18 protein-coding genes and 1 riboswitch are annotated in these 20936 nt (G+C 70.7%); of the genes, 13 read left to right on the top strand and 5 right to left on the bottom strand.

Annotated elements, in window-relative coordinates; translation table 11 throughout:
• Positions 1-339: 339 nt before the first annotated feature.
• Positions 340-1491, top strand: coding sequence for a sensor histidine kinase (locus tag ACFP1Z_RS12415; protein ID WP_390316171.1), 1152 nt, complete (start codon positions 340-342; stop codon positions 1489-1491).
• A gap of 99 nt (positions 1492-1590) precedes the next feature.
• Positions 1591-2253, top strand: coding sequence for a response regulator (locus ACFP1Z_RS12420; protein ID WP_390316172.1), 663 nt, complete (start codon positions 1591-1593; stop codon positions 2251-2253).
• A gap of 103 nt (positions 2254-2356) precedes the next feature.
• Here ACFP1Z_RS12420 and ACFP1Z_RS12425 read toward each other — a convergent pair whose 3' ends face one another.
• On the bottom strand, positions 2357-4546 hold the full coding sequence (locus tag ACFP1Z_RS12425; protein ID WP_390316174.1) for a hypothetical protein: 2190 nt from the start codon (positions 4544-4546) through the stop codon (positions 2357-2359).
• Positions 4547-5296: 750 nt separating this feature from the next.
• Here ACFP1Z_RS12425 and ACFP1Z_RS12430 point away from each other — a divergent pair.
• The 7 genes from ACFP1Z_RS12430 (at position 5297) to ACFP1Z_RS12460 (ending at position 13352) form a co-directional block, all read left to right on the top strand.
• Positions 5297-6109 carry a hypothetical protein gene (locus ACFP1Z_RS12430; RefSeq protein ID WP_390316175.1) on the top strand — a complete coding sequence of 271 codons (813 nt, stop codon included), beginning with the start codon at positions 5297-5299 and terminating at the stop codon, positions 6107-6109.
• Between the two features lie 699 nt (positions 6110-6808).
• A complete protein-coding gene (locus tag ACFP1Z_RS12435; RefSeq protein ID WP_390316176.1) occupies positions 6809-7663 on the top strand; it encodes an NADase-type glycan-binding domain-containing protein in 855 nt (284 codons plus the stop codon).
• A gap of 68 nt (positions 7664-7731) precedes the next feature.
• Complete coding sequence (locus tag ACFP1Z_RS12440) at positions 7732-8931, top strand: hypothetical protein (RefSeq protein ID WP_390316177.1); 1200 nt, start codon at positions 7732-7734, stop codon at positions 8929-8931.
• A gap of 401 nt (positions 8932-9332) precedes the next feature.
• Complete coding sequence (locus ACFP1Z_RS12445) at positions 9333-10409, top strand: hypothetical protein (RefSeq protein ID WP_390316178.1); 1077 nt, start codon at positions 9333-9335, stop codon at positions 10407-10409.
• A gap of 191 nt (positions 10410-10600) precedes the next feature.
• Positions 10601-11581 carry an alpha/beta hydrolase gene (locus ACFP1Z_RS12450; protein WP_390316179.1) on the top strand — a complete coding sequence of 327 codons (981 nt, stop codon included), beginning with the start codon at positions 10601-10603 and terminating at the stop codon, positions 11579-11581.
• Positions 11582-11680: 99 nt separating this feature from the next.
• Positions 11681-12430 (top strand): nucleotidyltransferase domain-containing protein, encoded by a 750-nt coding sequence (locus tag ACFP1Z_RS12455; protein ID WP_390316180.1) that lies wholly within the window; start codon positions 11681-11683, stop codon positions 12428-12430.
• Between the two features lie 134 nt (positions 12431-12564).
• Positions 12565-12782: riboswitch (cobalamin riboswitch) on the top strand.
• 111 nt (positions 12783-12893) lie between these two features.
• Positions 12894-13352 (top strand): acyl-CoA thioesterase, encoded by a 459-nt coding sequence (locus ACFP1Z_RS12460; RefSeq protein WP_390316181.1) that lies wholly within the window; start codon positions 12894-12896, stop codon positions 13350-13352.
• 17 nt (positions 13353-13369) lie between these two features.
• On the opposite strand, the gene ACFP1Z_RS12465 is transcribed toward ACFP1Z_RS12460, so the two are convergent.
• The 3 genes from ACFP1Z_RS12465 to ACFP1Z_RS12475 all read right to left on the bottom strand — a co-directional run bounded on the left by ACFP1Z_RS12465 (position 13370) and on the right by ACFP1Z_RS12475 (position 17304).
• Positions 13370-15229, bottom strand: a complete 1860-nt coding sequence (locus ACFP1Z_RS12465; protein ID WP_390316182.1) for a sugar-binding protein — start codon at positions 15227-15229, stop codon at positions 13370-13372.
• A 141-nt stretch (positions 15230-15370) separates the two neighbouring features.
• Positions 15371-16447 carry an FUSC family protein gene (locus ACFP1Z_RS12470; protein ID WP_390316183.1) on the bottom strand — a complete coding sequence of 359 codons (1077 nt, stop codon included), beginning with the start codon at positions 16445-16447 and terminating at the stop codon, positions 15371-15373.
• A gap of 137 nt (positions 16448-16584) precedes the next feature.
• Positions 16585-17304 (bottom strand): helix-turn-helix domain-containing protein, encoded by a 720-nt coding sequence (locus tag ACFP1Z_RS12475; protein ID WP_390316309.1) that lies wholly within the window; start codon positions 17302-17304, stop codon positions 16585-16587.
• A gap of 303 nt (positions 17305-17607) precedes the next feature.
• Between ACFP1Z_RS12475 and ACFP1Z_RS12480 the strand changes: the two genes are divergently transcribed.
• Positions 17608-17931 (top strand): SH3 domain-containing protein, encoded by a 324-nt coding sequence (locus tag ACFP1Z_RS12480; RefSeq protein ID WP_390316184.1) that lies wholly within the window; start codon positions 17608-17610, stop codon positions 17929-17931.
• A gap of 78 nt (positions 17932-18009) precedes the next feature.
• On the opposite strand, the gene ACFP1Z_RS12485 is transcribed toward ACFP1Z_RS12480, so the two are convergent.
• Positions 18010-18264: a hypothetical protein gene (locus ACFP1Z_RS12485; protein WP_390316186.1), complete on the bottom strand. Its 255-nt coding sequence runs from the start codon at positions 18262-18264 to the stop codon at positions 18010-18012.
• Positions 18265-18438: 174 nt separating this feature from the next.
• Between ACFP1Z_RS12485 and ACFP1Z_RS12490 the strand changes: the two genes are divergently transcribed.
• The 3 genes from ACFP1Z_RS12490 to ACFP1Z_RS12500 all read left to right on the top strand — a co-directional run bounded on the left by ACFP1Z_RS12490 (position 18439) and on the right by ACFP1Z_RS12500 (position 20933).
• On the top strand, positions 18439-19131 hold the full coding sequence (locus tag ACFP1Z_RS12490) for a DUF6256 family protein (RefSeq protein ID WP_390316187.1): 693 nt from the start codon (positions 18439-18441) through the stop codon (positions 19129-19131).
• Between the two features lie 297 nt (positions 19132-19428).
• Positions 19429-19983, top strand: a complete 555-nt coding sequence (locus ACFP1Z_RS12495) for a hypothetical protein (protein WP_390316188.1) — start codon at positions 19429-19431, stop codon at positions 19981-19983.
• 161 nt (positions 19984-20144) lie between these two features.
• Positions 20145-20933 (top strand): bestrophin-like domain, encoded by a 789-nt coding sequence (locus tag ACFP1Z_RS12500; RefSeq protein ID WP_390316189.1) that lies wholly within the window; start codon positions 20145-20147, stop codon positions 20931-20933.
• Positions 20934-20936: the final 3 nt, after the last annotated feature.

Raw genomic sequence — 20936 nt, forward strand, 5'->3', positions numbered from 1 at the left:
CGCCGGGACCGAGGAGCGGGCGGCCCGGCCCGGAATTCCGGCCGCGTCGGTCTTCTTCGGCACCTGGGACTACACGGCTGTCCACAATCGACGACACCTCGCGCCGATACCATGCATCGGAGAGCCGGAGCCTGAACGACCCGCACAGGGCGCAGGAATTTTCGGACCGGCCATACGGCGTGACACTGTCGGTGTGGCACGCCGGACCCGTCACCGAGGTCCGGCCGGCGAGAAAGTCGAAGGGAATCCATGTCGGAGCAGAAATCCCGGGAGGCCGTTGCAGAGCCCCCGGGAACGGGCGGCCGCTTCGCGCAGCGGAGGGCCTCCGAGCCTCGTGGCATGGTCATGAGCTGGTACAGCGCGTTCTGCAACAGCCGCTGGAAGAACACGATTCTCGCGGTGCTCTACGGAGTGCCGCTCGTGGAGATCGCGGTGACCCTGCCCTACTCGGGCCTCGTCGCGAGCACCCCCCTGGGCGTGGCGGTCTCCGTCGTCATCGCCCTGGCCACCGTCTGGCGGGAGCGCCTGCTTGTCCCGTACTCCCTGGTCTCGGCCGCCGGCGTACTGATCACCGGCCATCTGCTGAGCGCCACCGGCGCCTGCTACACCGCGGTCCGCAAGGGCCGCTACGCCCTGGCCTCGATGCTGGTGATCGTCTCCCTGGCCTTCGCCCTGGCCTCCCCCGAAGCGCTGATCGCGCGGGCTCCGCACGCGGAGGCCATCCTGGCCGACAGCGCGGTGATCGTCTTCATCCCGGTGCTCCTGGGCTGTCTGGCCAAGGCGCACCAGCAGATGGCCGAGCTCACCGCGGAACAACAGGCCAAGGAGGCCCTGCTCCAGGAGGGCCGGCTCCGCGAGGCCGCGATGCAGCAACGCGAGCGACTCGTGCGCGACATCCACAACGGGGTCGGACGGCAGGTCACCCTCATGGTGCTGCAAGCCGGTGCGATCGCCGTCCGTGACGACGCCTCGACACTGATCAAGCAACGGTGCGCACTCATCTCCGAGGCCGGGCGCGAGGCCGTCAACTCCCTGCGCGAGATCGTCACGTTCGCGAACACCCCTCACCCGGGTACCTCCGCGGCCGACGGCAAACACACCCTGTCCGACCTCTCCTCCCTGTTCACGCGGTACCGCAGCGGCGGCCACATGATCACCGTGGGCGCCCACTTCACCCCGGAACCGCCGGAGCCGACCGCGCAGGACCTCGCCTACAAGGTCATCGCCGAGGGCCTGAGCAACGCGGTGCGCCACGCGGCCGGGGCCGCGATCGAGGTCCGGATCACCCAGAACGGCACCGCCCTGGTCACCGCCGTGCACAACGAGGCACCTCCCTCGGGCAGCGCCTCCCTCCCCGGCACCGGCCACGGCCTCACCTGGCTCCGGCAGGAGATCAAGGCCGCCGGCGGAACCCTGTACGCCGCCCCCGAACCCGGCGGGGGCTTCCTCCTGGAGGCCCGGCTGCCGGCCACCGACCATGACGCCCCCTAGCCCCACCGGCGCGGGCACCTTCGCCGAAGCGACGACCACGCGCCCCTTACCGCCCCGGCAACCCCATCCGGGCTCCGCCCGCGCAGCGAGGAGAACGACATGATCACCGTGGTGATAGCGGACGACGACGCCCTGGTGCGCGCGGGCATCCGCGCCATCGTGGAAACCTCCCCCGACATCACGGTCGTCGCCGAGGCGAGCGACGGCGGCGAGGCCATCACCCAGGTCCGGCAGTGGCGCCCGGACGTGGTCCTCATGGACCTCGACATGCCCGGCTGCGACGGCCTGACCGCCACCCGCCGCCTCCTCACCCAGCCCGACCCGCCCAAGGTCCTCGTCCTGACCACCTTCGGCATGGACGAGAACATCACCAGCGCCCTGCACGCCGGGGCCTCGGGCTACCTGATGAAGCAGCTCACCCCGCAACAGCTCATCCACGCCGTCTCCACCGTCGCGGCGGGCGGCACCGTCCTGTCCCCCACGGTCACCCAGCAGCTCCTCACCCACGTCTCCCAGCCCGGCTCCCAGCGCACGGAGCGGCTCCGCGGGCTCGCCGACAGGCTCAGCGAACGGGAACGCGAGGTCTTCATGCTGCTCGGGCAGGGCCTGGGCAACTCGGACATCGCCGCACAGCTCCACATGAGCACGTCCACCGTCAAGACGTACGTCTCCCGGATCCTCAGCAAGCTCGAAGTGGACAACCGCACCCAGGCCGCGCTCATGGCCTTCGAACTCGACCTTCAGACGTCCGCCGGGCGGTAGGGCGAAGCTCTCACCCGGCGGGCGCTCACGGAACGCAGTGACCGCTGGTTCTCGACGCCGGGCGGCGGCGAGAACCAGCGGTCTGTGGGCTGTCAGTGGGCCGTCAGGCCCGGGCAGCCTGCCCCTGACTGGAGAGACCCTTCAGCACGTTCCCGTACTTACGGAGATAGACGGGATCCGTCTTGACCCACCCCGGCCCCCTGCCGTGGATCTGGTGGTACAGATCCTGGAGGTAGGGGACGCCGACTGTCACGAAGAACCGCCACCTGAAGGTCTCGGTGAAGGCCGTGCTGTCCATGCTGGCTCTCACCAGCTCGTCGAGATACAGCTCGGTGCGCAGCTGGCGCGTCTCTTTGTACGCTGCGGTGTAGGCACGGGCCAGAGTGTCGATCTTCTGCATGGCTGCGGCCTCACGGTCACTGATGAGGTCCCGCTCCTGCCACGTGGTACTGCGGGCACGCGCATGTTCGGCGACATGGGCGATGCTCGTCTTCGCGGCTTTGACCCGCTGGTCGAGGGTACGCAGGTCGACCCGGAATTCAGCACTGGGGTTCGCCTCGACGAATCGGTCGATCTCGTCCTTGGCCGTGGACTTGACATGGTCTTCCCACTGCCGCTCCATCTCCGCCGCCAGATACTTATCGGCTTTGTCCCACTGGTAGGCGACCAATTCCGGCAGCTCCGCTGCTGTCGGCCTCGTGATGGCGCCGTGACTGCCTATGCGCTGGGCATGCTGCTTGACCCATTCCGTCGCGTCGGGGCCTGCCTTGGGGTTCCCCTGGGCGGTGTCAGCCGTGGGTTGCGGTTCTCGCAGTCCGCGGTTGAGTGCTTGGTAGATCAGTCCGGAAGTCTCCTCGAATTCGCGGGCGTTGAGCTGCTGTTCCTGTACGCCGCCGGTGTTCTCGTACGGGCCGGCGCCCGTCGGCCTGCCGGTGGAGAGCCGGTCCCCCTGGGGCACGGCCTGTGGCGCCTGGAGAGTGTTGCCCGGGCGCAGGCTGCTCTGCACGGCCTTCCAGCGGGGGAGCCAGTTGGGGCTCGTCGAGCGCGCCGGCAGCTTTCCGTAGAACTGCTGGTGCACGTTGATCAGATACGGGTAGGCAGCCTCATTGAGGAACCGCTCGGTGAAGGTGCTGTGAGCGCTTGTGCCCTTCTCGTCCGGCTCTACCAGCGCTCGGATCGTGCGCTTGGTGATGTCGTAGTGCTGCTTCCGGTACGCCGTCTTGCGGGCAGTGCTGTGGGCGCGTACCAGTTCGTCGAGTTTCTCTTCCAGCCTGGCCCGGTGGAGCCTGATGCGCTGGCGCTCGTAGTCCGAGGCGGCGCGGGCGAGCGCCTGATCGGCGATCCCGGCGATCTCCGCCTTTGTCGCCCGGACCGACTTGGCCAGGGCCTTCTCGTCATGGGCAAGGGCGTTGCCGAGAGCCCTGTCGAGATACGGGTAGAGCTTCTCCTTGAACACGGAATCGACATGGGCGCGCCACTGCCGATCCCGTTCCGCTGCCAGATATGCCGTGGAGTTGTACCACTGTGTGCCGGCCTGCGTCGCGGACTGTGCTGCCTTCGGTGCCGTGATGGGTGCCCTGTCGAGGTCCCGGGCCAACTCCTTTGCCAGTGCCTCCGGTTCGGCGACCCGGTGGACGTGCAGGTCGACGTCTTGCAAGGCTCGCAGGTCGTCACCGAAGTCCTTGGGAAGGCGCTCGGAGAACTTTTTGAACCCGTAGTCGCTGGGCTCGTTCGCCCTTTCGCTCTGGGCGCGGGCGGCTTCGAGGGCGCGGTGGGTCCTGTGCAGTGGCGTCGGGCGGACCTTCTCGTCGCGGTCGAGCCGCGGGACGGACCTCAAGTCCTCAGCAGTGGGCTGCGCACGGACCGGCTGTCGCGGCTCGGTGTCCGGCCGTATCCCCGCCCCGGACGCGTTGCCCTCGGGCGGCTGCTGGACGGTCGGTCGGCCCTGTGTGCTGTGGGTGCTCCGGGAATGGGTGGTGTCGGAACGGAGGGCAGTACCGGCGTGGCGTCCCCGCGTGTCCACGAGTTGCTCCGCCCGTGGCGCGTTGTGCTGTGCCGGGGCGGAGGACTCTGAACTGCTTGCGGTCTGCTTCGAGGCTGCAGGGGGTGTGGAGGACTGCCGGTGCGCGGGGGTGCCCGCGGATTGCTGTCCGGCGGCCGACGGGTCTTCTCCGTGGGTCGTCAGAGGCTCCACCGCCTGCTTCGCGCTGCGGTGCTCGACCGTCTCGTTCGAGGCGGCGTGCGCCACGCCCACGCCGAGGACGGCCGCCCCGATACTGCCTCCGAACATCACGGCTGCTCTGCACGCCAGCCGATTGCGCCCGGTCCTGTCGGGTTTTGTGGACACCAAGTCTCCTGTCCGCCGGCAGAGCGCGTGCGGAAATCCGCGTACCTGCCGACCAGTGATGAAGTGATGGATGTGTTCAGGGGGTGCGGGACGAGGAAACCGCTTGTACCGCACGGTTATTGGTCCTCGTGGCGTACGGCCCTGAAAAACACACCCCGGTCGCGGACGCGTCCACAGCCCTCCGGGGCAACCGCTGACCATGCAAAACCGGGGGACAGGAAGCCCCTTGCCGTAACTGCCGGGCGATCGACGGAAAATGAGGACACGTCGGCCCGGCTCGGCCCGCACAGACCCCACCTTCGCAGACCGGCGACACCCCACCGTCGAACCAAAGGCCTCCTCGCGGGGGCCTTTCGACCCGCAGTCCGCGGGACCTAAGTCCTGGCGACACCTCCGGGGTCCGGGGGAGGAGGTGAGTTTTGCGGAGAATGCCGACGGTTTGAGAAGGTAGAGGGAATGGGCCGCCCCCGGACCGGGAAGAGTTCCTCTTCGTTTCGAGTGTCCGGACACCGCGGCCCGAGGGGCTGCCTGTGCCCCCGGTTCTGAGCGGCAGCGGTTGCCCGGTTGGGCTGTGAACGCATCCGCGGCCGGGCGCGAGTTCAGATCGGCACCCTCCGTTCACCCCATCACTTCACACACCACCATCAGCCCCATTCGGCTGCCCGGTGTGCAGGAATGCGAAGGTTCTGAGTCAGCATGAAATTCGACGCGAGGCCCGGGCGCGCACACAGGCTCGTCGAGGAGTTGAGGTGGGCCTGCCCCGCCGTGGCGACCGCGGTCGCTGTGGGGCTGCTGGCTCCGGCCGTGGGAGAAGTGTTCCCCATGAAGCGCAGTGAAGCACTGTTCATCAGCAGCCCGGGCGTACCGGGACCGCCGGAGTCCTGCACCGGCACGGAGGCGTCGGCTTGCGTCTACCTGCTCGACCGGCGACCGCCCGAGAAGGTTTTCGCAGAGGGCTTCGCGGTGCGCGGGTCCGGCGCCAACAACAATCTCCTGGACCATGTGACGGGGCGGAGCGGCCGGCAGGCGGCCGGCGAGCTCAAGGGCACCACCAACTTCATCTCTGTCTCCACCGATCCGGAGTACGTCAGGAACTACACCGGGCTTCTGAAGAACGGCCGCGAGTCCTGGATCTATGTCGTCCGGCCCGACAGCGACTTCTACGGTGTGCGGGCCAGTCTGGAACACGCCGTCAACAGTGCCGCCGAGGGCGTCCCGGAGGCAGCCGAGGAAGCGCTCCAGTGGTACGGCAGCCAGGACGAATGGGTGGCCCATGGCGGGATCCGCTCCGACCTCGTACACGCCGCCGTGCCCCTCAGAACGGTCGACGGCCTGTCGGAGCCCGACTGGGCCCGGACCGCGTTCAACCCCGGGTTCCGGCCCGGGGAGGCGGTGTCGGCAGCCACGGCCCTGTACGGGATCTCCCGGGTCACCGAGGCCACGGCACCGGCCGGGGGCGGGACACAGGAGCAGGACGAGCCCGCGCACGCGTCACGCACGGCCCGGTGAGCCGGGGACGCCGGGGAGGCGGTACCCACGGGCCGGTTCCCCGCGTGAGCGCTGTCGCAGCCGACGCTCACGGTGTCGTCCTGGGTTGATGTCCCTGATATCCCCGGGGCCCGGCAGAACGGGGCTCATGTCGACCGAAGACGGTTACCGGCTGGACCGTGGTCGTCATTTTTTCACCGAACTCCCGGATTCCTTCTCCGAGTTTGACGCGGATCCTTCCGCCTGGCCATGATCAGAAGTGGAATTCACGTATTCCCGGCCGGGGTGAGACATCTGAAGGGAGTTCTGGATGGAAAATCGTTTGTCTCCCGCAGTGTCGGCGAAAGAGGCCGCCGATCGTCCCTCTATGGTGGAAAGCGCGCGGGTGCGTGACTCGACAAGCGGTGGCTGCTGATGGGCATGGCCTCCTCCCACCACTACGGCCCCGAGGGGCAGGGCGCCTGCCACAACTGCGGAGTGGTGTCCTACCCCGGCGAGGACTTCTGCGTGTCGTGCGGCGTGTATCTCGGGTGGGACGCGAGCGACGGTGCGTCAGCGGTGGCAGGGGAGCTGCTTTCCCCGTCCGGGCCGGACGGCCCGACGACCTCGCAGGCCGGTCAAACTCCCCACGAGGGAGGGGAGTCGGCGACTACGTGGCCAGCCGATACGCAGCCCGTACAGCCGGAGCGGTCGGACCCCCTGTCCGCGGCACCGTCCCCGATGCCCACGTCGCCTGCGGACGGCATCGAACCGACCCATGGCGGCCCGGAGTTCGCGGTCCCGCCCGAACCAGCCCTGAGCGATCCGGCGCCCACAGCGGTGTTCCCGGCCGCCTCCGCCGACACGGCGCCACGCCTGCTCCCGTGCCCCGAGTGCCGTAACGCCAACGCGGAGGCACGCACGTACTGTCACCCCTGCGGCGCCCTGCTGCGCCCGGGGCCGGAGCTCACGCGCTGGCAGCGGCTGCGCGAGAAGTACTGGGAGCGGCCCGCCGTATGGCACTGGGACCGCCGCTGGGTCGTGTGGCTGGGCGTGTTGCCGCTGTGCGCCGTCACGGGGATCTCGCTGGGCAGTGCGGCCGCGGCCGTGCAGCGCGTGGTACCGGCGGTGAAGGACCGCTTCCTGGCGCACCACGCGGTGTCCCCGGCCGCGGTCGCGGCCTCCAGTTCGGCGAAGGGTTTCGAGCCGGAACTGGCCTCCGACGGGGTCGACAACCGGGCCTGGGCCCCGCAGGGCAGCGGCAAGGACGCCATCGGCCAGTACTGGACGGCCGAGTTCGACCGCCCGTTCCGGCTGACCTCCCTCGTGATCATCAGCGGCGGGTCCAGGACCCCGGCGCAGTTCTTCGAAGCCGGAAGGCCCACGAGGGTCAATGTGGCCATGACCACGGTCGGACAGGGCACCGTGGAGGAGACGGTCGAGCTGGGCGGGGAGCCCGGTCCGCAGCGTTTCGACCTGGGCGTCGACGACGTGACCCGGGTGCGGGTGACGATCGAGGCGGTCCACCCCGGGCTCAAGCCGGACATGCCGGTGGCCCTGGCCGAGATCCAGTTCTTCAGCCGACAGGCGTCATGAGCGTACGGGCAGAAACCCCATCCCCCAAGGCCGTTGCCCCCGACGGCCTTCAAGAGACAGGAACGCACATGGAACAGGAATTTCTGCGGGCCCCTTCCCCCAGGCCCGCCACCGCGTCACGGCCCGTGCCGCAGGCACCGCAGGGGAGGCAGTCACCGCAGCGGAAACAGGGCGACCGCTTCGGCACCGGTGGGCGGGGACTGCCCGGGCTGCTGTGGAACCGGGGTGCCGGGCGTCGCGAGCGCGAACTCAGCGAGAAGTACGGCCTCACCATCGGCCCCGCGAGCAAGAACGGCGGGCACTTCAGCCACTCCGAACTCAACAAGCTCGACAAGGTGTTGGGCGGTCTCCCCAGGAACGACCTTGAGTACGACGCCCATTCCCTGGAAGGCATTGTGCGTGGTGGGGGAGACATGGGCCCGGCCAGCCTTTACGACGGCGAGACCCGCAAGGTCCATGTCCAGCACCCTTGGGGCATGCCCGGCTGGCTCTACACCAAGCTGCAGAAAGGCTCCGGGTGGCAGCGCCGGCTGATGGACCTCGGTGCCGCCTTGAACTACCAGGGCCTCAGTATGGGCCAAAAGTGCTCGGTCATGGGGTGCTCGCACAACCGTCGCCAGGTGATGGGCGGCGCGCTGGCCCACGGCAGCCTGTTCTCCTGGACCATGCGCCACGAGATCGGCCACAGCGTGGACGAGCGCTGCCAATGGAAAATGGTGGAGGCCCGCAAGCCGGAATTCGGCGGCTGGCTCCTCCACGAGGGCCAGCTCGGGCACTACCAGGTCGCCTGTGCCTTCCTCGCCCCGTACGGCATCACCGACGACGAGGTCCGCATCTGGCTGGCAGACCGTATCGCCCCTGACCCCGAAGGCAACCCACCGGCACTCAGCGACGCGCTGATCGGCGAATTCACCCGCGACTGGCCCGATGCCACGGAGCAGATGGGCCACGAAGCCCTCCGGCAGCTGCTCGCGGACCTGAAGTTCGCGACCGCGCAACCCTGGATGCTTCCCGATGGCGGGGCGGACCGCCTCACCCGTGACGGACGCGTCTATCAGGTCAGCCACTACGGCGAATGGTGCAGCTACCTGGCATCAGCCCGTGAACACGTCGTGTCCCCGTACCAGTTCTCCTGCGCGGAGGAGTGGTTCGCCGAGGCGTACGCCGCCTACCACGACCCGGTCGCGGGCCATGCCCCGCGCCGCCGTCTCCATCCGGACGCCGCGGCATGGTTCGAGAAGAAGGCCCGCAAGGAGTCCCAGGGATGATGCGCTTGCCCGGACTGCCCCGCCGCGTTGAACATGGCGCGTTCGCCGAACGGCGGGGTGCCGAGCGGTGCGTACGTCGGGGCGCATGGGAGCCCTCGTCTCCGCCTCCGGGGCCGTCAGCCTGACCCTGTTCCGCATGGTGTACGCGCAGGCCTCCGCGCGACAGTTCCGAACAGCGCCGAAGTCGTCCGCGCCCATGAGGAATTCCGTGCCGCGCATGGTCTCGACTTCGCCGTCAGGACGCACCACCCGCGCCGCTGAACACCGCATTCGACAATGTGGACTTTCGTCTTGTGCATCGGGGCGGCGTGACTACAGGCAAGGTGCGATGGTCGATATCGCCGGGGTGTGCACCACGTAAGAATCGATGTCTCAAGGAAGGTTCCTTCGAGGAGATACGAGTGTCCACTACGTCAATCAATTCATCCACAGCACGGCGCAACCGGCTGGCCCGCAGGGCGGCCGTGATCCTCAGCAGCGGCATCGGGGTGGTCGCGCTCGGCGCGGGGCCGGCATTCGCCGGTACCGGCAAGGGGCAGGAGCCCGTACTGCCCGGCGGTCAGTCCCCTGCCGACCGCTGCGAGTTCTCCCTCGACGGAGACAACTGGCGCCCCTCCCTCAAGGCCGGCGACATCAGCAAGCCCGGTGACGACGGTCTGGTCCATATCAAGGTGCGTACCGCGCCAGGATCCCAGAAGTGCGCTGCATCCCTTGCCTCGTACAGCACACAGGGCGCAACCTGGTCGACCTCCGGTCAGCAGGTGTTCCACGACTTCGACACCGTGAACATCAAGTCCGGTGCCGCCCCCAGTTCTCTCGACGTCGGGGTGCCGGCCGCGGGCTGCTACGCGCAGGTCGACCTCTACCGCGGCAACGTCAAGTACGACGGCAAACTCAACGCTCAAGACGGCTTCAAACACGGTGACTTGCCGAAGGGACCGGAGCACCCGGTCATCAAGGACAAGATCGCGCACTGGAACGGCGGCACGAAGGACTGCTCCACGCCGACCGAGAAGCCGACCGAGAAGCCGACCGAGAAGAAGCCCGCCCCCGGCACCGCCGGATCGGTGACCCCGGACCCCTCCAAGTCCGAGCCCGAGCCGCCCAAGGACGGCACCGGCGAGGGCGGCCCCGACAAGTCCCCGACCCCGCCCGGGAAGTCGGGTGCGGTCTCCCCCGCCGGGGGCGCTCCCGAGCAGCAGAACCCCTCCGAGCCCCAGCCCGAGCCGCCCGCCGGGTCCACCACCGAGGGCGACCCCGAGGCGGCCCCGGACTCGGACGGCACGCCGAGCCCGTCCGATGCCCTGTCCGCGGCCCCCGTGGGCGACACCGAGGTCGCGGGTGAACTGGCCGAGACAGGCGGCGGCAACGTCGTCGGCCTCGCCGCCGGCGCCGCGCTGCTCCTGGGCGCCGGCGGCGCCGTGGCCGTCGCGACCCGACGCCGCAGGGCGGCAGCGTCCGCGACGGACAACGCGTAGCCCCCGGACGCAGGGGTGGGGGACGGCCTCCCCAGGGTTCCCCCCTGCCCGGCCGCGCGGCGCCGCAGCGTCCCGGCCGAAGCCGTCCCCCACCCCGACATGGTCGCGCGCCCCGCCCGAACGGCGTGAGCGCGACCGCTGAAAACGCTGAAAACGCTGAAAACTACGTCGTCGTGCACCAAGAGGAGCCCGTGCCCCGTCCTCGTGCCTGGCTGCGCCGCAGTCTCCTGACCCTCGCGTGCGCCGCCTCACTGGCCGCGCCGCATCAGCCCGTCTCCGCCGGCACGCCGGTTCCGGCACCGGAACCTCCCGTCCTGCCGGCCGCCACCGCCGCCACGCTGGAGGCCCGGTACGGCGCGAACCGCGCCAACATCGCCGCAGCCGCCGACATGGCAGCGGGAGCCGACGCCACCGGCCGGGCCGGCACGCTGCGTGCGATGAGCGCGCGGGACCGTACGTTCTTCGCCTTCGACGCACGTCACGGCACCGCCGTCGAGGTCGTCGGAAACCTCGCGGCCGCCCGACGCGTAGCCGTGCTGGTCCCGGGGGCGAACACCACGCTCGACACGTTCGGTTCGGCCGACCTCGGGACGTACAAGCACCTGGCCGGCGGTGCCCGCGTCCTGCACGAGGAGATGCGCCGGCAGAGCCCGGACACCCCCGTGGCCGTCGTCGCGTGGCTGGGGTACCGGGCACCCGCCGCCTTCAGCGTCGAACTGCTCACCACGGACCGGGCCGAGCGCGGCGCCCCTGAACTCCGCCGCTTCGTCGGCGACCTGGAACGCGTAGCGCCCTCGGCGCGGATCTCCCTGCTGTGCCACTCCTACGGTTCCGTGGTCTGCGGCCGGGCCGCGCACGGCCTGCACGCCGCCGACATGGTCTTCTACGCGAGCCCCGGCACGGGCGCGGACCGCGCCTCCGAACTGCGCACGGAGGCACGAGTGTGGGCGGGCGTCGGCAGCAACGACTGGATCGCCCACGTCCCCAACGCCAGCGTCAACCTCTTGTGCACCACCCTGGGGCTCGGCGCCGATCCGGCGTCGGCGACCTTCGGGGCCCGCCGGTTCGACGCAGGCCGGGCCCGGCACGACAACTACCTCAGACCGGGTTCCGTGGCCCTGACCTCCATGGCCCGCATCGCCACGGGCGATACCTCACCCGGCACGCACTGACCCGCCCCCCCGAGCGGCCGGGGGCGGAGGCGGGCCGCCGTACCGGCTCGGGCATCATGGGCCGACGTCCTGCCCGCCCGCCGCACAGATCGGATCCCGATGACCGACGAGAAGTTCCTCGACGCCGTCGCCGACCGGCTCGCCGCCCTGCCCACCGTGCACGCCGTCACCCTCGGCGGCTCGCGCGCCGAAGGCACCCATTCCCCCGACAGCGACTGGGACTTGGCCGTCTACTACCGGGGCGGTTTCGACCCGGCCGCACTGCGGGCCGTCGGCTGGGACGGCGAGGTGTCCGAGCTCGGCGCCTGGGGCGGTGGCGTCTTCAACGGGGGAGCCTGGCTCACGATCGACGGCAGACACGTCGACGTCCACTACCGCGACCTCGACGCCGTCGAGCACGAACTCGCCGAAGCACGCGAGGGCCGCTTCCACTGGGAACCGCTGATGTTCCACCTCGCGGGCATCCCCAGCTACCTGATCGTCGCCGAACTCGCCCTGGGCCGGGTCCTGCGCGGCACCCTGCCCCGCCCCGACCACCCGGAAGCCCTGCGCGAGTCGGCCCCGCCGTGGTGGAGGAGCCGGGCAGCCCTGACCCTCCAGTACGCCCAGGGCGCGTACGTACCGCGCGGCCGGGCCACCGAGGCGGCCGGCGCACTGGCAACCGCCGCACTGGAGACGGCACACGCGGTCCTCGCCGCGCGCGGCGAGTGGGCCACCAACGAGAAACGACTGCTGGACCGCGCGGGCCTGCGCGGCCTCGACACGATCACGGCGGACCTGCGACCGGACCCGGCATCCCTCGCCCGGGCCTTCACCGCGGCACGGGAGCTGTTCGAGGCCGCCGGCTGAACTCCCTCGCGGGAGACGGCACCCGTACACATGCAGCAGAGCTCACGGCTCGACCGGATACGGCACGAAAGTACTGCTGTTCTCGTCGACGGAGAGCTGCCTGCCCAGGGACCGTCCGGCCCCGCACGCGGCGGTTATGCTGATCACGCAGCTGGTTCGCGCCCGTCCGCCAGGCGGGAGGCGTCGCAAGAGGGAACCCGGTGGAAATCCGGGACTGCCCCGCAGCGGTGAGCGGGAACGACCGCCGTCATACGCACTGGACCCCGGTCCGGGAAGCGACGGCCACTAGGCAGCTCGTGCCCCACGAGAGACGCCCGCGAGTCCGAAGACCTGCCACTGCCCGCGTGCGGCGTTCGCACGCGGACCACCCGGTGACCTTCGAGGGCGGGCCGGCAGCGCGGCGGCCGCGCCGTGCCGGCACCTCCTCGCGGGCTCACAGGCCAGCTCGCGAAGGAGAGTTGCCATGACGACGAGCCCCCTGGGCACGGACACCACCCCGGCCCGGACCCGCAAGACCCCCGCCGACTCCCGGGTCACCCTCGCCCACATCATGAGCGAGCACGACACCAACCTCTACGGCACCATCCACGGCGGTGTCGTGATGAAACTCATCGACGACGCGGCCGCGGCCGCCGCCGGACGGCATGCCGACGGCCCGGCCGTCACCGTCTCCGTGGACCGCATGACCTTCCTCGCTCCCGTCCGCGCCGGAGACCTCCTGAGCGCCCACGCCGCACTGCTGCGCGTCGGCCGTACCTCGATGAGTGTCGCCGTGCGCGTCACCGCCGAACGCTGGAACGCCTCCGGCCCCGCCTCCGAAGTCGCCACGGCCCGGCTGACGTTCGTCGCCGTCACCGCGGACGGCCGCCCCAGGTCCGTACCCGCCCTCGACACCGAGGACGACACCGCGTCCCGCGACTGACCCGGGCCACGATCGGCTCACGGCGGGAACGGCCCACGGCCGTCGGCTCGTACGCCCGTGCGCTCGGCCTGGTCGCGGGATGCCGGGGACCGCGCGCTCCGCGCGGCGTCCTGGGGGATCACGGGGGCGAGTGCCGGGCGCCCGGGCGGGGGGACGTAGCCGGGCAGACGCAGGGTGCCCCACACATAGGGGTCGGCCTGGGCACTGCCGTACGGGGACCAGGCCAGCCGCGTCCTGCCGGTCCTGTCCTGGGAATCGGAGTCGTAGAGCAGGACGTTCGCGGTGAGGCGGTCCGGGTCGACGGGGGCGGGCAGGTCGGCGAGCGGGATCTTCGCCTCGACCGAGTAGCCGGTGTACGGGTCGTCGGTCACCACGGAGGCGACGGTCATGCCGGGCGCGGTGTTCTTCGCCGGCCCCTGACGGTTGTCGCCGTCGCGTTCGGCGCACGGACCGCCGCCGTGGGCGGTGAAGGGGAGGATGCCGGCCTTGAACGTGGTGGAGGTGTCGTCGGAGCGGCCCTGCGGGTCGAGGTCGATCTCGACCGAGTCGGTGCGCCAGTGGCGCTTGCAGTCCTTGGCGGCGTCGAGCGCGTAGCCCTTGATGTCGTCGGTGACGCGGATCATCACGTACAGGTCGTCACCGTGGCGGGAGAACCGCGCAGTTGCCGAGCAGTCGCTCTTGTCCCGGCACTTCGCGCCCTCCCACTGCTGCAACGTCAGCTCCGGGCCCGGGTATTCGCCGGGACCGGCCACCCCGTCGACGTCAGGGGCCTTGTCGACCTCGGGGACGACGGTGGACGGGTTGGCCGGGTAGTCGGGCTGGGCGTCGTTCGCCAGCCACGGCATGCCCGCCCCGCGCGCCCAGTCGCGGAACTCGGCGTACAGGGGGCGCAGCCCGGACTGTTCGCGCACAGGACGGCTCACCGGCTTCCCCCGGTCGGCGAGGACGGTGAACCACTCGCAGGGCAGCTTGTCCGCGGGGGTGTCGACGGTGGCGGGCAGGGACCCGAAGCCCTGGGTGACGTAGTCGCGTGCCGCGTCGCGCTCGATCTGGGCCCACGTCTTGTTCTGCCTGCCCGACCGCGTCCCGGTCCAGTAACCGATGACGGGGAGCCCGGTACGTTCGTCCTTCTCCTGCTTCCTGGCGCACTCCGCGCCCACGGAACCGGTCGTGAACCCCCCGTTCTGGGCGAGCAGTTGGGACGGCGTCCAGGGCCGGTACCTCTCCTTGGTGATCTGTTCGGGGAACGCCTTCTCGTCACCGGCCAGGCGGAACGCCTCGATCGCGAGACGCCCGGCCTCCTGATGGCCGCCGTGCTGCTTGAACGGTCGCGGGTCCATCGTCACGACCTTCCGCGGCGTGGTCGCGCGGATCAGCCGGACCAGTCCGGAGAGCGTGTCCGCCGACGGCCGCGGCGGCTTGTTCCAGACCTTGGCGGTCAGTGGCGCCGACAGCGTGTACCAGAAGTCCGGCTTGTCGAGGTAGAAGACGTTCCGTATCCCGGCGCGACCGACGGCTCTCCGCTCCTCCGTCTCGCGGATCATCCCCAGCTCGGGGCCCTCCTGCTCGCCCTGGGCGTTGCCCCCGCCCTCCCCCCGGGTGATGGTCACCACCCCGGTGCTCAGGGGCCGTTGCCGCTCGCCCCACTGCCCGAACGTGGCCAGCGACGGGAACTCGTCGTCCGGATGCGCGCCGACGAACAACACGTCGGTGTGCGCCGGACCGGACGCCGCCAGGGACGGGCCGACGGGGGTGTCCGGCCCGGCGCCCGCGCTGCAGGACGTGACGGTGAGCGCGCTTGCGACCAGCCCGATCGAGGCGAAGGCGGCCGAGAGAGCACGCCCGGGTCTGCGGTGCGGCAAGGCGATCTGCGGCAAGGCGATCCATCCTTCCCCGGGAACGCGGCGACGTGATCGTGTCCGACGTCGGCGGTGCCGAGACGTCACATGGACAGCTTGCCCCGCGACACCCGCGTCGGACCGGGGATCCCTCTGTACGGGAACGAACTGTCCCGCCGTTCACAGCTGTTGCGCGCGGCGCCTCGCGCGGAACGGATGCGGAAGGTGCGCGGGCCACACGAGGTGTCCGAAGGCGAGAGCGATCAGGCAGGCGAGGACGGTGTCGAGGAGACGGGCGGTGATCTCGCGGGTGTCGCCGACGGCCGCGGGGTTGGCGAGGACCAGGACGATGACGGTGGCCATGGCGGTGTGCCCCGCGTACGACCAGTCGGTCAGTACGGGCACCAGCGCGCCCACCGCGAGGGCGAGGACGACGAGCGTCCAGCCGTGCGGGGCGAGTGCCGTCAGCCCGAGGGCGAGCAGGACACCGGCGGTCGTCCCGGCGGCCCGGTGCAGGGCCCGGCGGTGCAGGGGCACGGCGTCGATCCGGAAGACCAGGCACGCGGTGAGCGGGAGCCAGGACGAGTGACGCGGATGGAGCACGACCGCCACCGCGGCGGCGAGCCCCATGCACGAGGCGAGCCGGAGAACCTGCCGACGGTGCACGCCGCTCCGGTCGTCCGGTGCCGGGACCGGGGCGGGATCCGCGGAAGCTTCGCGGAGGCCGCTCGGAGCGGTGCGGTCCGTTTCCGTGTCCGGCGGGAGCACAGCCCGCGGCCGCCGGCGGTGCCGGACGGTGGCCAGGGCGGTACCGGCGAGGATGCCGAGCATCGGCAGGGATCCGAGAAGGTAGAGACCGACGGCCTGCGTCGCGGGTATGCCGCCGCCGAGCCCGAAACCGATACAGGTGAGGATCATCAGCGTCAGTCCGGCGAGCTGGGCCGTGCCCCCGTGCCGCCACAGCGCCCCGGCGACGAGACCGGTCGTCGCCATCGCCGCGACCTGTCCCCAGCCCGACGCGGAAGCGATGCTGCCGAGCAGGGCACCGGCGGTGCCTCCGGCCAGTACGGAGGCAAGCCGGAGGGCGCGTCGGCGCAGCGGGCCTGTGTCGTCGCCATTGACGCAGGTCAGGGCGCCGACGACGAGGAGAGCGGGCGCGTCCGTACCGGTGGCCAGGGTCATGGCGAGCGCGGCCGCCAGGCAGACGGCCGCGCGCAGCGTGCGCTGCCAGGGGAAGCGGTGTCGCGGGGCTGCCACCGGTCAGGCCTTCCCGAACCGCAGCGGACAGAGGGATTCCAAGGGGTATGCCTTTCGCGATCACCAAGGCCCCGGGCGGGGCCACCTTGAGTACATCATAGATGCAAGCGTGGTCTCAAGATAAATGCATGATGGCTTCACGTGCAGGGCGGCAGATCACCGACGTCGTTGTGCTGGACGAAGTCCACGCTGATGTAGAGCCCCTTGCGGCCGTCGTCGTTGTCGGTCCTGACCCAGATGTCGCTGAAGTGACCGCGGTCGGCGAGCCATTCGCCGTGCGTCCAGCAGGAGAACCAGCGGGGGCCCGGCCCCACCTCGCCCAGGTGGGTGGCGTCCTTGGCGTCGGGTGCGGTGTGGGTCCAGCTCCGGGAGATCACCATCAGCCTCTGCGGGCCGAGCGTGCGCGCCCGTTCCAGGGAGCCGGCTCCCCAGAGGGCCAGGAGGGTCGCGGCGACAGAGGCGACGACCGTGGCCCCGGTGCGCAGGAGAAGGTGGGTCCTGGTGTGACGGCAGTGCGGTGAGGCCGTCGCGGGCACGGCCAGACGCCGCCACGCAGCTGTCCACGGTTGCTGTTCCTCACCGGTGATCCCGCACACGGCCAGGAAGGTCTCCAGCTTCTCCTGGGAAGGCAGACGTCTGCCGTTGAGGATGTCACTGGTGGTGCTGCGGGGCAGGCTGTGCGGTGGCCCGTCGCCGCCGCGCGGCGGAAGTCGGCGGGCCGCCTCGCTCAGCGCGCGATAGCTCAACTGCCGCCGGGCCATCAGCAGGCGCAGCGCCTCGGCGAACTCGGCCGGGGTGGTGATGCCGGCCGGTGCGGGCAGCGGCTGCTGCGCGATGTCGCTGTCGATGGTGATCACTCCCCCCAAGTCCGGTTCCGGTGCTGCGGTTATAGCCGTCGGCAGTGACACCGCACGTCCGAGCCCGTCCCGGAGTCACCCGAACGAGAACGGCGGACGAAACCTGACGTACGCCCGCTTCGCCGGGCGGAACTGCGTGCGCGCCCCGTCCGGTTGTGAACGTGCAGGTCCGGGGGTGTCCGGACGTGGCCGGACAGTCGCGGTCGGTGCTGCACTGTGCGGGGTCCGCAGACGGGCGGACCGCGTCCGTTCCCACGCGAAGGACGCCCGTCCCCACGCGAACGACCAAGAAGGGTGAAGGACATGAGGATCACGAATGCGTTGGTCGCCTCCCTGGCAGGCGGCGCCTGCCTGGCCCTCGGCGTACTGGGCGCCGCGTCGGCACAAGCCCACTCGCCCGAACAGGCGCACAGCGCCGCCTCGCTGAGGGCCGTGCGTACGTGCGAGGTCAACCAGGACCATGTCCCGGTCTACTCGGGTGCGGGTACCGGGCACACGCTGATCCGGTACGTCGACAAGGGGCAGTGGTTCAGCGTCTACGACGCCAAGTCCGGCTGGTACCACGGGGACTTGTGGGGCGGCCAGAAGAGCGTGTGGATCCAGGACCGGTTCCTCAGCAAGTGCTGAAGCAAGTGCTGAACGCGGCGGCGCCCCGTACGCGGGGCGCCGCCGCAGCGCCCGGACCGCTCCGCGGCCCACGGCTTCTCAGCCGAACAGCGCCAGGAGGACGCACACCGTGGTGAGGGTGAGCGCGCCTATCACGAAGCCCCAGATCACCTTCCGCTGCCAGGGAGCGATATAGCCGCCGCGCAGCGCATTGCCCATCCGTCCGTACTGCTCGACCCGCCCCATGGGGGTGAGTGGATCCGTCTGCCCCTGCGGCATCCCTTGCGTCCAGTCGGGCCCGGCCTGTGGGTACCGACGGCGCCACCGCTCGTCCTCACGCCACGGCAATGTCATGACAATTGCCCCCTTTCACCGCCGTGAGTTCGCTTCCTCTTCTCCTGACCCGTCCGGGACCGGATACACCGGGCAACCCGCTCCCCGGGGCAACTGGCTGGCACTCCTCCGCTTCGTCGCGCGTGCGGCGGGACCATGGAGTCGTAGGGGCAGGCTCAGGACCGGGAGGCCGTGATGGCTGGACATCGGTGGATCGGGTATCTCGTGTGGGCCGCGCTGTTCGGGATCGGCTTCGCCTGGGAGGGCATGGGGCTGGCACGGGCGGGCGGCGGCTTGCCGACCCTCAGCGACGCGGTCCGCGCCGTGATGCGCTACCCCGTGGGCCGGTGGGCGCTGTTCGCCCTGTGGCTGTGGTTCGGCTGGCACGCCTTCGTACGCGGCTGGCACTTCCTGCTGCGCGGACCCGCGGGCGGCCAGGCCGCGGGTCCGCAGCCGGGCCCGACGGGTGGCGCCGGGTCACTGATCCGGCACGACCTGTTGCCCATGGTGGTCGGATACGCGCTGGTCATGGGTACGCTCGCCATCGGCTGGCGGCTCCGGGACCGCGCGGCCCGGCGGCACGAGGCAGGCCAGGACGCAAACGGGCAGGCGGCAGCGGGTTACGGCAGCGGCTGGCCCGCGCTGATCCGGCGGGTGCTCGGCACCGCTGCCGGAGGCTATCTGCTGCTGATGGCAGTGGTGCTGGCGTACTACTACGCGGTGGCCGGCGAGAGCGGCCAGTTCCTGGCCGGCGCGGTCACCGGAGCGGCCCTGCTCATCGCCCTGGCCGTGCCCGTCTTCCTCCTGATCTCTTGGTGCGCGGAACAGCGGCGTCGCCCCGGCGGCGTCCCAGGAAGGCGGCGGCGACACCGGAAGGCCGGACCCTGAACCGGTCTGGGAAGCGCCGCTGCTGCTGCCGCCTTCCGGCTCGGGCTCCGGCCGGCCGGGCCCGGTCGTCAGCGGGCTACCTGCTGTCCGCAGCAAGGGGGTTGAGAGGCTGGATGGTTCGCGACACCAAGAGGCACCTTCCGGCGCAGGGGGAGGCGCCGCGCAGGGAGTTAAGGTGAGCACGGCCGTCCCCCCACGTGTCGGTGGTGACTTCGGCGTACCCGTGTGCGACGCGTACGGGCGCCGAGTGCCGGACGCGGCTCGACCTGTCTGCCGTACCCGAACGTGGAGTTCCCGTTGCCCATACGCACCGAGCCCATGCGCAGCATGCTCATACGCACCGCGCCCCGCCCCGCCCTCCGCCGCTCCCTCGCCCGCCGCCTCGCCGCACCGTGCGGGTTCGCGCTCGCCGCCACGCTCGCCCTGACCGGCTGCACCGGGGACGACAAGACGCCGACGGGTTCGACCGCCTCACCGTCCGTCACCGCGTCGGCCGTACCGTCGCCGACCCCCACGGAGAGCGCGACGCCGTCGGCAACGCCGCCGTCGCCGACGGCGGAAGCGCGGACCTCGGCTCCCACGAAGCCCGCCCCCGTACCACCCGCCCCCACGAAGGCCGCGTCGGCACAGGAGGCGAACGACGACACCGCCGCCCCGCCCGCCCCGAAGCGCACACACACCGGCACCGGCTCCTCCGGGAAGGCGGCCTGCGAAATCCGCTCCAACGCCGGAAACTGCTATCAGGCGGGCGAGTTCTGCCGTTCCCGTGATGTGGGCGCCAGTACCCACGACGCCCACGGCCAGTTCATCACCTGCGGCAGTGGCGGCGGCCGCCCCCGCTGGCACTACTGACGGCTGCCCGGCCCCACGCTGGTGCTCCTGGGCCCCTGCGCGGGGCCCAGGTCGGTAAAGCCGGTGCGGAGGCATTGTGGACCATCCATGGCGCAGCTCATGCGGGCGGCCGTGCCGGGGCAGTCATACGGAGGAGGCCCTGCTCACGCGGAAGGAAGCCGTTGGAACTCTGGCTGCTCAACACCTTCGACACCCCGTCCCTCGCCATCGTGTTCGTCGGCGGCATCGTGATCCTCTCCATAGCGGGCAGCCTGCTGACACGCCGCCGTTTCCCGCACCTCGTCGAGGGGCGGCACAACGAGACCATCGGTGTCGTCCTCGGGATGTACGGCGCGATCTACGGCATCATCCTCGCCTTCGTCGTCGTCGCCGAGTGGGAGGCCCTGGGCGCGGCCCGCAACAATGTGGCCACCGAGGCCACCCAGACCGCCGAAGTCCTGCGCGACTCCACCGCCTTCCCGGCGGCGCAGCAGCAGCGGATCTCCGCCGCCATAGGGGAGTACGTGCACGCGATCGTCGAGAAGCAGTGGCCCCGTATGCGCTGGGGGAACCCGGACCCGAACCTGACCGACCCCCAGGTCAAGGGCCTCTATCGGGCCTTCCAGGAGTACGAGCCCACCACCGAGGCCCAGAAGGCCTACTACAGCCAGGCGGTCACCAACCTCGGCGGCGTCGCCTCCGCCCGCCGCACCCGGCTCGCCACGTCGCAGGAGCAACTTCCCGTGCTCCTCACGGCGTTGGTGTACGGGGGTGCGATGGTCGTCATCCCGCTGACCTTCCTGTACGGAATCCGGAGCATCCGGGTGCAGATCCTTTTCGTCACCTCGGTCGCGGCACTCATCGGCGTGAGCGTGCTGCTCGTCCTCACCCTGGACCGGCCGTTCTCCGGGAGCCTGAGCGTGCCACCGGCTCCCTTCAAGGAGGGGGTGCTGGCCCAGTACTGGCATTGAACG

The organism is Streptomyces gamaensis, from assembly GCF_042656465.1.
GTDB lineage: Bacteria > Actinomycetota > Actinomycetes > Streptomycetales > Streptomycetaceae > Streptomyces > Streptomyces gamaensis.